Origin of the sequence: Streptomyces sp. NBC_00019 (assembly GCF_045041015.1) — a bacterium.
Classification (GTDB): domain Bacteria; phylum Actinomycetota; class Actinomycetes; order Streptomycetales; family Streptomycetaceae; genus Streptomyces.
The window spans coordinates 4,097,927-4,112,005 of record NZ_CP108302.1; the positions used below are offsets into that span (position 1 = coordinate 4,097,927).

General features: G+C 70.9%; 11 protein-coding genes. 4 read left to right on the forward strand and 7 right to left on the reverse strand.

Going from position 1 to position 14,079, the window contains the following annotated elements; translation table 11 throughout:
* Positions 1 to 41: 41 nt before the first annotated feature.
* Entirely contained in the window at positions 42 to 1,064 is a 1,023-nt protein-coding gene (locus tag OHU89_RS19335; protein ID WP_405644522.1) for an esterase-like activity of phytase family protein, read from the reverse strand.
* 48 nt (positions 1,065 to 1,112) lie between these two features.
* Positions 1,113 to 1,952 (reverse strand): serine hydrolase, encoded by an 840-nt coding sequence (locus OHU89_RS19340; protein ID WP_405644524.1) that lies wholly within the window; start codon positions 1,950 to 1,952, stop codon positions 1,113 to 1,115.
* A gap of 144 nt (positions 1,953 to 2,096) precedes the next feature.
* Between OHU89_RS19340 and OHU89_RS19345 the strand changes: the two genes are divergently transcribed.
* Entirely contained in the window at positions 2,097 to 4,394 is a 2,298-nt protein-coding gene (locus OHU89_RS19345) for an ArnT family glycosyltransferase (RefSeq protein WP_405644526.1), read from the forward strand.
* A 192-nt stretch (positions 4,395 to 4,586) separates the two neighbouring features.
* Positions 4,587 to 5,396: an endonuclease I family protein gene (locus tag OHU89_RS19350; protein WP_405644527.1), complete on the forward strand. Its 810-nt coding sequence runs from the start codon at positions 4,587 to 4,589 to the stop codon at positions 5,394 to 5,396.
* Positions 5,397 to 5,562: 166 nt separating this feature from the next.
* Here the strand turns inward: OHU89_RS19350 and OHU89_RS19355 are convergent, their stop codons facing one another.
* From OHU89_RS19355 to OHU89_RS19365, 3 genes are all read right to left on the reverse strand, one after another.
* On the reverse strand, positions 5,563 to 7,251 hold the full coding sequence (locus OHU89_RS19355; RefSeq protein WP_405644529.1) for a thiamine pyrophosphate-binding protein: 1,689 nt from the start codon (positions 7,249 to 7,251) through the stop codon (positions 5,563 to 5,565).
* The gene (speB, locus tag OHU89_RS19360; RefSeq protein WP_267015814.1) at positions 7,248 to 8,228 is read right to left on the reverse strand and encodes an agmatinase; all 981 of its coding nucleotides are present in this window, start codon (positions 8,226 to 8,228) and stop codon (positions 7,248 to 7,250) included. Before speB ends, OHU89_RS19355 begins: the two co-directional genes overlap by 4 nt.
* A gap of 91 nt (positions 8,229 to 8,319) precedes the next feature.
* Complete coding sequence (locus OHU89_RS19365; protein ID WP_405644531.1) at positions 8,320 to 9,780, reverse strand: sodium:solute symporter; 1,461 nt, start codon at positions 9,778 to 9,780, stop codon at positions 8,320 to 8,322.
* Between the two features lie 124 nt (positions 9,781 to 9,904).
* Between OHU89_RS19365 and OHU89_RS19370 the strand changes: the two genes are divergently transcribed.
* Both OHU89_RS19370 and OHU89_RS19375 read left to right on the forward strand, forming a co-directional pair.
* Positions 9,905 to 11,356, forward strand: a complete 1,452-nt coding sequence (locus tag OHU89_RS19370) for a PucR family transcriptional regulator ligand-binding domain-containing protein (RefSeq protein WP_405644533.1) — start codon at positions 9,905 to 9,907, stop codon at positions 11,354 to 11,356.
* Between the two features lie 62 nt (positions 11,357 to 11,418).
* Positions 11,419 to 12,207, forward strand: a complete 789-nt coding sequence (locus tag OHU89_RS19375; RefSeq protein ID WP_405644534.1) for a phosphatase — start codon at positions 11,419 to 11,421, stop codon at positions 12,205 to 12,207.
* Here the strand turns inward: OHU89_RS19375 and OHU89_RS19380 are convergent.
* Positions 12,146 to 13,141 carry a cation diffusion facilitator family transporter gene (locus OHU89_RS19380; RefSeq protein WP_405644536.1) on the reverse strand — a complete coding sequence of 332 codons (996 nt, stop codon included), beginning with the start codon at positions 13,139 to 13,141 and terminating at the stop codon, positions 12,146 to 12,148. The genes OHU89_RS19375 and OHU89_RS19380 overlap by 62 nt on opposite strands.
* Positions 13,142 to 13,172: 31 nt before the next feature.
* Positions 13,173 to 14,045 (reverse strand): acyl-CoA thioesterase II, encoded by an 873-nt coding sequence (locus OHU89_RS19385; RefSeq protein WP_266892058.1) that lies wholly within the window; start codon positions 14,043 to 14,045, stop codon positions 13,173 to 13,175.
* Positions 14,046 to 14,079 lie beyond the last annotated feature (34 nt).

The window sequence follows — 14,079 nt, forward strand, 5'->3', positions numbered from 1 at the left end:
GAGCCGCTGCTCCCGCACGAAGAAGGTGACGCGGAACCTCGTCAGGGAGTCGTCCGCACCCTCAGGTAGTAGAGCCGTGTCGTCTGCACCGCGTTCTGGTTGTCGTCGCTCACCAGCAGTACCTTCCAGGCCCCCTTGCTCCGGCCCGTCACCACCATGCCCTCGATGTTGTCGAGGAGCGGGTTGGGCTGGGGCTGCTTGGCGGTGGCGCCCAGGGTCGGGCAGTTCACGATGTCGGCGAGCAGGGTCTTCCCGACCAGGCGTACGCCGGACTGACCCGTGAGGTTCTCGACAGCGCTCGTGTCGGTGGCGTGCCGGGGGTCGGCCAGGTAGAGGCGGACCGTGTTGCCGACGCCGGAGGTGAAGCCGCGCTCCAGGACGAGGAGCCGGCCGTCGGGGAGGGCCTGGACCTCGGGGACACCGAGGCCGGGGTCGGGCCGGTAGGCGTACTGGGCGGCGAGTGCGAACCCGCCCTTGGCCCGCTGCCACGTCTGGAAGCGCACCGCGCCGGAGGTGTCACCGGAGAGCGCGTACTCCATCGACGCGAGCAGCGTGTGCCCGCCCGGCAGCAGGGTCAGCCCCTCGAAGGTGCCATTGGAGACGGCCCGCCCGGCGGGGGCCACCTGAAGCGCGGCCGGCACCGGGAGGCGGTCGAGTATCGCGCCGTCGCGGGAGTAGCGGCGTATGGACGGCTCGGTCTCCGAGGTGATCAGGCGGGTGCCGTCACGGTCGACGACCAGGCCCTCGGAGTCGAGCGCCGTGCCGTTCTCGTCGGTGAGCGGGACCACCGACTTCGGCGCGAGGGTCCTCGCGTCCAGGCCGAACAGCGCCGACCGGTCCGAGAGCGCGGCGAGGGAGCCGTCCCGGTCGAGCGCGAGTGCCGAGAGGTTGCCGACGTAGGTGCCCTCGTACGTCGCCTTGTCGAGCGCGTCGGAGAAGCGGTCGATGGAGACGGACGGCGAACAGGCGTTGCCCGGCTGGGCGTTGGCGGGACCGGCGGCGGACAGACAGGTGGCCGCCGCCAGTCCGGCGGTGACGGTCGCGAGGAGGGTTCTGATGCGCATGCGCGTCACCGTAGGGCCGCCCGGTGAAGGGCGGGAGTCCGGCAGGCGTCAGGACGCGGCGAGGTCCTTGTGGATGGCCTTCGCGACACCCTGGATGGTCGTGATGCCGTAGTTCATGGTGCTGTTGCCGTGCGTGAGCACCGTCATCACGTAGTCGTGGCCGCCGCCCTTGAAGGTGCCGACGCTGTGCACCCGCCAGCCGTGCGTGGAGCGCTGCAGCCAGCCGTTCTTGACGTGCACGAGGACGTCGGAGGGAGCGCCGTACGGGGTGCCCCAGCGCTGGGAGGAGATCACGTCGCCCATCAGCTTGCGGACGTACCAGCGCGAGTCGTCGGTGAGGACCGCATTCTTGGCCGTGAGCAGCTTCATCAGCTTCTGCTCGTCGGTGACGGTGATCTGCGTCAGACCCCAGTAGCCGTTGGCGCCGGGCTTGGTCTGGGTCATGCCCGCCTTGGCGAGGAAACCCTTCACCTTGGTCACGCCGAGCTGCTTCCACAGGGTGGACGTGGCGGTGTTGTCCGACTTGGTGATCATGGCCGTGGCGAGGGACTTCTCCCGGCTGGTGAGGGACCGGCCGGTCTTCTGCGCGTCCCACAGCAGGGTGGCGAGGACGGTGACCTTGACGACGCTCGCGGAGTCGTAGGCCGTCGACGAGCGGAGCGTACAGGTGGTCTTCGTGGTGCGGTCGTAGAGGCCCACCGCGATCGTGCCCTTGCGGTTGGCGAGCGCCGAAGTGATGTCCTTCTTCAGCTTGTCGGCGAGGCCGGCCTTGGCGGACGTACAGCTGACGGTCGGCGTGGCCGCCGCGGCCGGTGTGGCGGCGGCGACGCAGGCGAGGAGTGCGCCCCCCGCCACCCATCTCGCGCGTCTGGATATCCCCTGAGTCATGCCCTGTTGACTCATGAGTTCGAGGGAAAGGTTGTACGAGTTGGGGAACGGATGTGCCAGTCGTTACTTCCTCCTTTGCGAATTCACAGGCAAGCGCCAGGTACGGCACAGCGCGCACTCACCCGGGGTTTGGACCATGCCCGGGTGACATCTGCCACCGATCCACACCCCCACACCGACACCGCCGTATCCGCCGACCGGCCACCGCCGGCCCCACCCGCGGCGACCCCGGACAAGGCACCGCGCTGGTCGCTCCCCGCGCTGCTCGCGATCCTGGTCCTGGCGGCGGTCCTGTACTCCTGGAACCTGTCCGGATCCAGCCTCAACAGCTTCTACAGCGCGGCCGTGCTGAGCGGTACGCAGAGCTGGAAGGCGTGGTTCTTCGGATCGCTGGACGCGGGCAACTTCCTCACCGTCGACAAGCCGCCGTTCGCGCTGATGGTCATGGGACTGTCGTGCCGCCTCTTCGGCTTCGGCACCTGGCAGATGATGCTGCCGATGATCCTGACCGCCCTCGGGACGATCTGGATCGTGCACGCGTCCGTGAAGCGCGTGTGGGGCCATGTCGCGGCGACGGTCGCCGCGCTGGTGCTCGCCCTCACCCCGATCACGGTCGCCATCAACCGGGACAACAACCCCGACACCCTGCTGGTCTTCCTGATGGCGGCGGGCGCGGCCCTCGCGCTGCGCGCCACGCGTGACGGCAAGCTGCTGCCGCTGCTCGGCTCGGCGGCCTGCTTCGGCCTCGCCTTCAACACCAAGATGCTCCAGGGCTACATCCCGCTGCCGATCGTCTTCGCGCTCTATCTCTACGCCGCCGAGCCGAAGCTGGTGAAGCGGATCGTCAACCTCCTGCTCGCGGGCGTGGTCCTCGCCGTATCCAGCTTCTGGTGGGCGGCCGCGGTCTCCCTGGTCCCGGCCGACGACCGCCCCTACATCGGCGGCTCGACGGACGGCTCCGCCTGGAACCTGATCACGGGCTACAACGGCCTGGGCCGGATCTTCGGCGGCGAGGGCAACGGCGGAGGAGGCGGTGGAGGAGGCGGTGGAGGAGGCTTCTCCGGTACGGCGGGACTCGGCCGGCTCTTCAACGACGTCCTCGGCGGCCAGATCTCCTGGCTGATTCCCTTCGCGGCGATCGCCCTGATCGGCGGCCTGGTCCTGTGCGGCCGCGCCCCGCGCACCGACATGACCCGTGCCGCGCTGGTGATGTGGGGCGGCTGGACCGGCCTGCACTACCTGACGTTCGCCATGGCCGAGGGCACCATGCACCCGTACTACACGACCGCGCTCGCCCCGGGCATCGCGGCCCTGTGCGGAGGCGGCGGTGTGATGCTGCTGCGCGCCTTCCGCGCCGACAAGCGGTGGGCGTGGGTGCTGCCGCTCGGCCTCGCGGTCACGGCGATCTGGGCGGCGGTGCTGCTGCGCCGCGCCTCCGGCTGGAACACCTGGCTGTGGCCGACGGTCCTCGCCGTCATGGCGCTGGCGATCGTGGGCCTGCTGGTCTTCCGGTCCGGCGGCAACGGCAGCAAGGCACGTCTGCTGGCGGCTTCCCTCGCCGCGGCGGTCGTCGCCTCGGTGGCCGGTCCGGCCTCGTACGCCTGGTCGGTGCCGTCCGGTTCGGGCGGCGGCATGGGCGGTACGAACCCGACGGCCGGGCCCTCCACGGGCAGCGGCGGCTTCGGCGGGGGCGGTGGCGGCCGGGGCGGTATGCCCGGCGGCGGCACCGGCGGTGGTCCAGGCGGCACCCAGCAGGGCGGCCAGAACAGCCAGGCCGGCGGTCAGGCCGAGGGCGGCTTCCCGGGCGGCGGCCAGAACGGCGAGGCTCCCGGCGGCGGCAACGGCGAGCTCCCGAGCGGCGGCCAGGCGGGCGGGGGTACGCCCCCCGGCGGCACCGGCGAGAACGGCACTTCGGGCGATACCCAGAACGGCCAGAACGGCCAGAGCGGCCCCGGCGGCATGACCGGCGGTGGTGGCGGCATGGGCGGCGGCGGTATGGGCGGCGGCGCGAGCAGCGAGCTCGTCTCGTACCTGAAGAAGCACCAGGACGGCGCGACCTGGCTGCTGGCGGTGTCCAGTTCGCAGAGTGCCGCGCAGCTCATCATGAGCAGCGGTGAGCCGGTCATCTCGATGTGGGGCTGGTCCGGCTCCGACCAGGCGATGACCCTGGCCAGGCTGAAGGAGCTGGTGAAGGCGGGCAAGCTGCACTACATCCAGCTCGGCAGCGGCGGCATGGGCGGCGGCCCCGGCGGGGGTTCCAGCCTCAGCACCGAGGTCACCGAGTGGGTGCAGAAGAACGGCACGGCGGTGAAGGAGAGCGAATACAGCTCGAATTCGACGTCGGGCACGTCCGGTTCGTCCAGCTCTTCGGATTCGTCCGACTCGTCGAACTCGTCGAACACCGCGACCGTCTACCGCCTGGACGCGTCTGACGTCGGCTGACGTCCCGGCCCCTCAACGACCCCCGACCGAAAGGACGGGGGTCGTTTTGGTATGTCAACTCGCGTAGATGAGGGGCGATATGCCGTTTCCAGTCACGTGATCGACATCTACAGGCCATTTACAGGAACGCATGTCCATGTCACGCTCCCGATTGCCCGCTCCAATCAACACGCGTAGAACGGACAGCCCCCGATGCCCGTGAACCCCATACGCACGCGCCGCTGGAAATCCCTGGCGCTCACCGTCTCAGCCGTACTCGTCGGCTTCACCGCTCCCGTGGTGGCCTCGTCCCCGGCGGCAGCCACCACGACGGCGTACGACGCGACGTACTACAAGAACGCGATCGGCAAGACCGGGACGAGCCTCAAGTCCTCGCTGCACACGATCATCAGCAGCCAGTCGAAGATCTCGTACTCCGCGGTCTGGAACGCGCTCAAGCTCGCCGACCAGGACCCGAACAACACCAGCAACGTCCTCCTGCTGTACAGCGGTGCCTCGCGCAGCAAGTCCCTCAACGGCGGTGACGTCGGCGACTGGAACCGCGAGCACACCTGGGCCAAGTCCCACGGCGACTTCGGCGAGGTCACCGGCCCCGGCACGGACCTGCACCACCTGCGCGCCTGCGACGTGACGATCAACAGCACCCGCGGCAACCTGGACTTCGACAACGGCGGCAGCACCGTCACCAACGGCGGCGGCAGCACCGTCGACTCCGACTCCTTCGCGCCGCGCGCCGCGGACCGAGGCGACGTGGCCCGCATGATCCTCTACATGGCCGTGCGCTACGAGGGTGACGACGGCTTCGCCGACCTGGAGCCCAACGAGAAGGTCGGCAACGGCTCCAACCCCTACATGGGCAAGCTGGCCGTCCTCAAGGCGTGGAACGAGGCGGACCCGCCGAGCGCCTTCGAGGAGCGGCGCAACCAGGTCATCTACGACACGTACCAGCACAACCGCAACCCGTTCATCGACCACCCGGAGTGGGTCGAGGCGATCTGGTAGCAGCGCGGTCGCCGGACCGTACGCCCGTACCGCCGGGGCCCCACACCCGCGGTACGGGGCGCCGCCCCTGTGGCCCACCTGGTCTGCCAGGCGGTCGCGGGGGCGGCGGTGGTACGTCAACTCCCCGGCGCGTCAGCTCTCCCAGCGCGATGGCTCTCCCGGCACGTCAGCTCTCCAGGTGCGTCGCCGCGAACATCCGCAGCACCGCCGGAAGCACGACCACCGAAGGGCCGGGCTCCCCCAGCGCCTTCGCCAGGTCCGCCGCCAGCGTCTCCGGCGTGGTCCGCACCCCCGGCACGCCGAACGACTCGGCCAGCGCCACATAGTCAGGCCGCGTCAGTTCGGTCCCCGTCGCCTCGCCGAACGCGTCGGTCATGTACTCGCGCAGGATGCCGTAGCCGCCGTCGTCGACGATCAGCCACGTCACGTTCAGGTCGTACTGCCGTGCCGTCGCCAGCTCGGCGATCGAGTACAGCGCCCCTCCGTCGCCGGACACCGCCAGGACCGGCCGTGTCGGGTCCGCGACCGCCCCGCCCAGCGCCGCCGGGAAGCCGTAGCCGAGACCGCCGGCGCCCTGGGCGGAGTGCATGTGGTTGGGACCCTTGGCGTCGAAGGCCGACCAGGCCCAGTACGCGAGGATGGTCATGTCCCAGAAGGACGGGGAGTCGGCGGGCAGCGCCCTGCGGACGGCGGCCAACACGTCCTGCTCCAGGGTGAGTTCCTGGGACCCGATCCGCTCGGCGACCTTCGCGAGCACCTCGCGCACCCGCTCCGGGGCCTTGAAGTCCTCCCTCACCGACACCGTCTCCAGCAACGCCTGCAACGCCAGGCGCGCATCCGCGTGGATGCCCAGCGCCGGGTGGTTGGACTCCAGCTTGCCGAGGTCCGCCTCGATCTGGACGACCCGGCCGCGCGGCTTGAACGTGTGGTAGTTCGAGGAGAGTTCACCGAGCCCGGAGCCGACGACCAGGAGGACGTCCGCGTCCTCGAGGAAGTCGGTCGTGTGCCGGTCCTCGATCCAGGACTGGAGCGACAGCGGGTGCTTCCACGGGAACGCGCCCTTGCCGCCCGGAGTGGTGACCACGGGCGCCTGCAACAGCTCGGCCAGCTGCTTCAGCTTGCCCGACGCGTCCGCCCGTACGACTCCCCCGCCCGCGATGATCGCCGGGCGCTCGGCGCGGGACAGCAGGTCGGCCGCCACAGCCGTCAGTTCGGGGCGCGGCGGCAGCTCCCCGGGGAAGGCGTCGCCGCCCGTCACCACCGGGATCGACGTCTCGGCGAGCAGCACGTCCTGCGGGATCTCCACCCACACCGGGCCGTGCGGGGCGGTCAGCGCCGACTTCCAGGCCGCCTCGATCGCGGAGGGGATCTGGGACTGGGTGCGCACGGTGTGGACCGACTTCACCACACCCCGGAACGAGGCGGACTGGTCGGGGAGTTCGTGGAGGTAGCCGTGGCGGCCTCCGCCCAGCCCCGCGGAGGGGATCTGGCTGCTGATCGCCAGCACGGGCGCGGAGGCGGCCGCCGCCTCCTGGAGCGCGGCCAGGGATGTCAGCGCCCCCGGACCCGTCGACAGCAGCAGCGGTGCCGCCTCACCGGTGATCCGGCCGTACGCGTCCGCCGCGAACCCGGCGTTGTTCTCCACCCGCAGACCGATGTACCTCAGGTCGGAGCGCCGTAGCGCGTCGAACATGCCGAGCGCGTGCTGGCCGGGCAGTCCGAACACGGTCGTCGTGCCGAGCGCGGCGAGTGTCTCCACGACCAGGTCTCCGCCGTTGCGGCCGGGAGGAGGGTTGAGAGCAGCGGAAGTCTGCGCCTCCGTCGGGCGGAGCACCAGGTCGTGGTCGTGAGTCACTTCGCTTCCGAGTCCTTCCGGGCCGCCGCGATCTGCCGGGACATGATCGTGGTCAGTTCGTACGCCGTGTGGGACGCGGCCACCGACGTGATCTCCGCGTGATCGTACGCGGGGGCCACCTCGACGACGTCCGCCGAGACCAGGTTGCAGGACGCGAGTCCGCGCAGGATCTCCAGGAGCTCGCGGGAGGTCATGCCGCCGGCCTCGGGCGTGCCGGTGCCGGGCGCGTGGGCCGGGTCCAGGCAGTCGATGTCGATGGAGATGTAGAGGGGACGGTCGCCGATGCGCCGGCGCAGCTGATCGGCGATCTCGTCCACCCCGCGCCTCATGACATCCGCGGACGTCACGATGCCGAAGCCGAGCTTCTCGTCGTCGGTGAGGTCCTGCTTGCCGTACAGCGGACCGCGGGTGCCGACGTGGGAGAGGGCCTCGGTGTCGAGGATCCCCTCCTCCACCGCCCGGCGGAACGGCGTCCCGTGTGTGTACTCGGCGCCGAAGTAGGTGTCCCAGGTGTCGAGGTGCGCGTCGAAGTGCAGCAGCGCCACCGGACCGTGCTTCTTCGCCACCGACCTCAACAACGGCAGCGCGATCGTGTGGTCGCCGCCCAGGGTCATGAGCCGCGCGCCGGTGCCGAGAAGGTCGTCGGCGGCGGCCTCGATCGTCTCCACGGCCTCGTGGATGTCGAACGGGTTCACCGCGATGTCGCCGCCGTCCGCCACCTGCGCCAGCGCGAAGGGGGACGCGTCCTGCGCCGGGTTGTAGGGGCGCAGCAGCCGGGACGCCTCACGGATCGCGTTGCCGCCGAAGCGGGCGCCCGGCCGGTAGGAGACACCCGAGTCGAACGGCACGCCCACGACGGCGACATCGGCGCGGCCGACCTCGTCGAGGCGGGGCAGCCGGGCGAAGGTCGCGGGTCCGGCGTACCGCGGGATGCGGGAGGAGTCGACGGGGCCACGGGGCGTCTCGTTGCTGCTCATGGGGTACTGCCTTCTTTCCTGCGCTTCCTCGCGCACGGAGGGTACTGAGGTATTGAGGGTTTTGTGCTACTTCACTACTTCTTGTACGACTCTACTGGTGCGCCGGAACCGGCTCGTTCCCGAGTTCGGACGTCCGCCCCGCGAGCCGCTCGCGCCAGGCGGCGAGGACGGCCTCGTCGGTCGCGGGGGTGGCCAGGGAGACGACCACGTACACGGCGAGGGAGGACAGCAGGCCGTAGTAGATGGGCTCGTTGGCGAGGATGCCGTAGCCCGCCATCAGCCCGATCACGGCCAGTCCGCCGACGACGACGGAGGCGAGGGCGCCGTACACCGTGCCGCGCCGCCACAGCAGTCCGCCGAGGATGGGGACGAGGAGACCGCCGACGAGCAGGTTGTACGCCACCGTCAGCGCCTCGACGACATTGTCGATCGCGATGGCCGTACCGATGACGGCGATGCCCATGATCAGGATGAAGGCGCGGTTGCCCCTGACCTCGTCGTGCTCCTCGTCGGCGGGCCGGATCGCGCCCCGCAGTCGGGACCAGATGTCGTTGTTGGCCACGGTCGCGCAGGCGATCAGCGCGCCGGAGGACGTCGACATGACGGCCGCGAGCGCTGCGGCGAGCACCAGCCCCCGTACACCGACCGGGAGTTCGTCCTTGACGATGGTCGCGAAGGCGTCGTCCGCACTCGCCAGGTTCGGGTAGAGCACCTTGGCCGCGGTACCGATGACGGCGCCGGCGAGGGCGTACACGAGACAGTAGGTGCCCGCGACCGTGCCGCCCCACTTGGCCGTCCTGTCGCTGCGGGCGGTGAAGACGCGCTGCCAGATGTCCTGCCCGATGAGCATGCCGAAGGTGTAGATCAGCACATAGGTGAAGATCGTCTCGCCGCCGATGCCCAGCGGGTCGAAGTACTCGGTGGGCAGCTCGGCCTTCATCTCGCTGAAGCCACCGGCCTTGACGACGGCGATGGGCAGCAGCAGGAGCAGCACGCCGATGGTCTTCACCACGAACTGCACCATGTCGGTGAGGGTGATCGACCACATGCCGCCGAGCGTGGAGTAGGCGACGACGATCGAGCCGCCGAGGACGATCGCGACGGTCCGGTTCACGTCGAAGAGGACGTCGAAGATCGTGGCGTACGCGATGGTCGAGGTGACCGCGAGCATGAGGGTGTACGCCCACATGACCACGCCGGAGATGACGCCGGCCCGGCCGCCGTAGCGCAGGTCGAGCATCTCGGAGACGGTGTAGACCTTGAGGCGGGCGATGCGCGCGGAGAAGAAGACGGAGAGGGCGAGGAGTCCGAGGCCGATGGTGAAGACCATCCAGGCGCCGGACAGCCCGTACTGGTAGCCCAGTCCCACGCCGCCGATGGTGGAGGCACCGCCGAGGACGATGGCGGCCATGGTCCCGGAGTACATGGCGGGACCGAGCCGCCGCCCGGCGACGAGGAACTCGCTCTTGGACTTGGCGCGGCGCATGCCCCACCAGCCCATGGCCAGCATGCCGGCCAGGTAGATGACGATCACTGTGTAGTCGACGGCCACTGGGCCCTCCTTCGCGCGTTCTCGCCGCGGCGGGTGTCGAGCATTGACACTAGGTGGCCGGAAAGCGGCCGCGAAGTGTAGGTTTCATCCATTCCAGCCGCGCCGCATGGAGGAAATGCACACCATGCCGGACCCCTCCGTTCCGCCCACTCCCCCCGTGCCCCTCGCGGCCCTCCTGGCCCGTGAGGACCTCGCCCTGCGGCAGATCGCGGGCCCCTCCGATCCCGCCACGGTGATCCACTGGGCGCACACCTCGGAGATGGCGGACCCGTATCCCTATCTGCTGGGCGGCGAGCTGCTGCTGACGGCCGGCGTCCACGTCCCGGAGGCGGCGGGCTCGGGGGCGTACTTCGACGACTACGTCGCCCGGATCGTGGCGGCGGGCGGCGCGGCCCTCGGTTTCGGTGTGGCACCGGTGCACGACACGGTGCCGCGGGCGCTGGTGGAGGCCTGCGACGCCTACGAGCTCCCGCTCATCGAGGTCCCGCCCCGGACCACCTTCTCCGGCGTGGCCCGCGCGGTCTGGCAGCTCATGGCCCAGGCCCGCCTCGCCGAACTGCGCCGCGTGACGGAGGCCCAGCAGAGCCTGGCGGCGGCGGCCTCACGACCGGACCCGGTGCCTTCGGTGCTGCGGCAGCTGGCCCAGCGGGTGAGCGGACGGGCGGTGCTGTACGGACCGGAGGGGACGGAGATCGCCTCGGCGGGACGGCCCCCCGAAGCCGCCGTGAACAGCGCTCTCGCGCATCTGACCCAGGTCGTCACCAGCCGCTCCTCCGCCACGGCCACCGACACCGTCGCCGACACCCACCTCGCCGCCTACGCCCTCGGTGCCGGCCAGGGGTTCGTGCTCGGGGTCGCCTCGCCCCAGGGCGTTCCCGGCGACCACACCATCGCCTCCGTCGCCGCCGTACTGCTCTCCCTGCTCACCGGCGAGCACCAGAGCGGTTCGGGGGCGGCGCGGTCGTCCGCGCTGGTACGGCTGTTGCTGGGCGCCCCGCCGGAGGAGGTGGCCGTGCTGCTGGGGGCCGAGCGGTGGGTCGTCGTGCACGCCCGTCCCGACGCGCACGCACCCGACGCCGTCGCCGCCTCCGCACTGGGCGCCGCGCTCGGCTCACCGCTCGTCGACCTCGCGCAGGACGTCGTACGCGTCCTCGTCCCGGCCGACCGCGAGGCACCACCACAGCCCGGCTGGACCCTGGGCGTCAGCGCGCCGGCGAGCCCGCACGAGTGGCCGGCCGCGGACACCCAGGCCGCCCGTGCCCTCGCCCGCGCCCGGGCGACCCGCAGCGGGCTCGTCCGCCACAGTGCCCGCCCCGGCCTCTCCGCCCTCGTCCCGCACGACGAGGCCGAGGCACACGCGCGTGCCCTTCTCGCGCCCATCGCGGACACTCCGGCTCTCACCGACACCCTGCGCACCTGGCTGTCCCTGCACGGCAGTTGGGACCGCACCGCCGTGGCGCTGGCCGTGCACCGCAACACCGTGCGCCAACGCGTCGCCCGCTGCGCGTCCCTGCTGGACACGGACCTGGACGACCCCGACGTGCGCATGGAGTTGTGGTTCGCACTGCGACAGTGACCCGCGTCCCAGCGTCCGGTACATCCGGCACGCCCGCAGCCGCCTGCCTCACAATGGACACCATGCCGATACCCGGGACTCCCAGCCGCGCCGAGCTCGTCGACCACCTCGTACGGACCCGCATCGCGGGCGATGTCGCGACGCCCCGCGAGAACAACCTCTCCCACTACCGCCAGCTGGCGAACGGCGTCCGCAACTTCTGGCTCGGCCTGGAGCTCGGCGACCGCTGGACCGACGAGCAGGACGTGCTCGCGGTGATGGCGGAGCGGGTGGGTGTCAACGACGACCCGGAGTACCGGTACGGACAGGACACCATCGACCCCGAGCTGACCGTGGACGGCCTCGACCGCATGGCGGCACGGCTGCGCAAGGCCGCCGACGGCCAGCAGCGCGTCCTGTTCGCCACCGGCCACCCGGGCGGCCTCCTCGAGGTGCACCACTCCACCGCCGCCGCGCTGCGGACCGCCGGCTGCGAGATCGTCGTCATCCCGGAGGGGCTCCAGACGGACGAGGGCTACGTCATGCAGTTCGCGGACGTGGCGGTCCTGGAGCACGGCGCCACGCTGTGGCACACCCACTCCGGCGAGCCGATGAAGGCGATCCTCACGGGACTCGAGCGCGAGGGCCGTCCGCTGCCGGACCTGGTGGTCGCGGACCACGGGTGGGCGGGTTACGCGGGTCAGCACGGCGTCGACTCCCTCGGTTACGCCGACTCCAACGACCCGGCGCTCTTCCTCGCCGAGGCCGAGGGCACCGTCCAGGTGACGGTCCCCCTCGACGACCACGTCCTCAGTCCTCGCTATTACGACCCGCTGACGGCATACCTTCTGGCGGAGGCAGGCCTGGCGTAGGCGTCGGGTCCAGATACACCCGGCTCACTCCCGGGAACACCGCCCGCAGCCGCTGCTCGGCCCGCTCGCAGGCCCACTCGATCTCGGCCGCCGTGGAGACGTCCCGGAAGTCCACCTTGGCGGCGACGAGGGCCTCGCGCGGACCCTGCACGAGGGTCGTCAGTTCGAGTACGGCCTCGATCTCCGCCACGGCCAGCAACTCGGCCCGGATCCGCTCCCGCATCGGCCCGGGGAGCGGCCGGCCGACGAGGAGCTCGGCGTTGGAGCGGCCGAGGACCCACGCCACGTAGAGCAGCAGCAGACCGATGAGCAGCGAGGCGATGCCGTCCCAGCCGCCGGAGCCGGTGAGCTGGCCGCCGAGCAGTCCGCCGGCGGCGAGCACGAGTCCGATGAGCGCGGCGGAGTCCTCGAGGACCACGGCCTTCACCGCGGTGTCGGGGGTGTGCCGCAGATAGGTCCTGATCGGCGCCCGGAAGCGGGCCGCCTCGCCGCGTGCCTGCTTCAGTCCCGTGCGCAGCGAGTAGCCCTCCAGCAGGAAGGCGACGCCCAGCACGACGTACGACACGAGCGGGTCGCCGAGTTCCTCGCCCGCGACGAGGGTGTGGATCCCGTCGTAGAGCGAGAAGACCGCGCCGCCGACGAAGGTGGCGACGGCGGCGAGCATCGCCCAGATGTACCGCTCGGGCCCGTAGCCCAGCGGATGCTCCTCGTCGGCGGGTTTCTCGCTCCGTTTGAGGGCGGTGAGGAGCAGTACCTCGGTGACGGTGTCGGCGACCGAGTGGGCCGCTTCCGACAGCATCGCGCTCGATCCGCTGATGACACCGGCCACGGCCTTGGCGACCGCGATCCCGAGATTGGCGACGGCGGCGACGACGACCGTGAAGGTCGACTCGCCGCCGCCGTGCTGATCCGCTGAGTCCGCTGCTTGCGCCATGCCCCTCAGTGTTGCCGATCAATGTGGCCGATCAGTGCTGCCGGGGTGCGCGGACGACGCCTTCCTGGATCACCGAGATGGCGAGCCGTCCGTCCTGTGTGTAGATGCGGGCCTGGCCGAGACCGCGGCCGCCGTACGCGGACGGCGACTCCTGGTCGTACAGGAGCCACTCGTCGGCGCGGAAGGGCCGGTGGAACCACATCGCGTGGTCGAGGGAGGCGCCCACGACGTCGTTGACCGCCCAGCCGCCGCGGCCGTGCGCGAGCAGGACCGAGTCGAGGAGGGTCATGTCGGAGACGTAGGTGGCGAGGACGACGTGCAACAGGGGGTCGTCGGCCAGCTTGCCGTTGGTGCGGAACCAGACCTGGGAGTGCGGCTCGCGGGGCTCGCCGAACTTGCCGTACGGCGGCTCGTCGACGTAGCGCAGGTCGATCGCCTCGCGGGCCTCGAGGAACTTCTCGATGACGTCCGGGGCGATGTGGCCGTAACCGCGCAGCCGCTCCTGCGAGGTGGGGAGGGTGGCCGGGTCGGGGGCGGCCGGGATCGGGGTCTGGTGGTCGAAGCCTTCCTCGTACTTCTGGAAGGACGCCGACAGGGCGAATATGGGCTGCCCGTGCTGCACCGCGACCACGCGGCGGGTGGTGAAGGAGCGGCCGTCGTTCATGCGGTCGACCGTGTACACGATGGGGGCGCCCGGGTCCCCCATGCGCAGGAAGTACGCGTGGAGGGAGTGGGCGAGGCGGTCCTCGGGGACCGTCCGCCCCGCGGCGACGAGCGCCTGCGCCGCGACCTGCCCGCCGAAGACACGGGGGACGATGGCGGGCCGGGACCGGCCGCGGAAGATGTTCTCCTCGATCTGCTCGAGGTCGAGCAGATCGAGGAGATCCTGTAGTGCCTGACTCATGCAGTCATTTCTACTGGTCAGTAATTTCGGGAGC

Coding starts and splice junctions, on each gene's coding strand:
- OHU89_RS19385 (WP_266892058.1), bottom strand. CDS start 14,045: ATGAGTCAGGCACTACAGGATCTCCTCGATCTGCTCGACCTCGAGCAG.
- OHU89_RS19380 (WP_405644536.1), bottom strand. CDS start 13,141: ATGGCGCAAGCAGCGGACTCAGCGGATCAGCACGGCGGCGGCGAGTCG.
- OHU89_RS19350 (WP_405644527.1), top strand. CDS start 4,587: ATGCCCGTGAACCCCATACGCACGCGCCGCTGGAAATCCCTGGCGCTC.
- OHU89_RS19370 (WP_405644533.1), top strand. CDS start 9,905: ATGCCGGACCCCTCCGTTCCGCCCACTCCCCCCGTGCCCCTCGCGGCC.
- OHU89_RS19375 (WP_405644534.1), top strand. CDS start 11,419: ATGCCGATACCCGGGACTCCCAGCCGCGCCGAGCTCGTCGACCACCTC.
- OHU89_RS19335 (WP_405644522.1), bottom strand. CDS start 1,064: ATGCGCATCAGAACCCTCCTCGCGACCGTCACCGCCGGACTGGCGGCG.
- OHU89_RS19340 (WP_405644524.1), bottom strand. CDS start 1,952: ATGACTCAGGGGATATCCAGACGCGCGAGATGGGTGGCGGGGGGCGCA.
- speB (WP_267015814.1), bottom strand. CDS start 8,228: ATGAGCAGCAACGAGACGCCCCGTGGCCCCGTCGACTCCTCCCGCATC.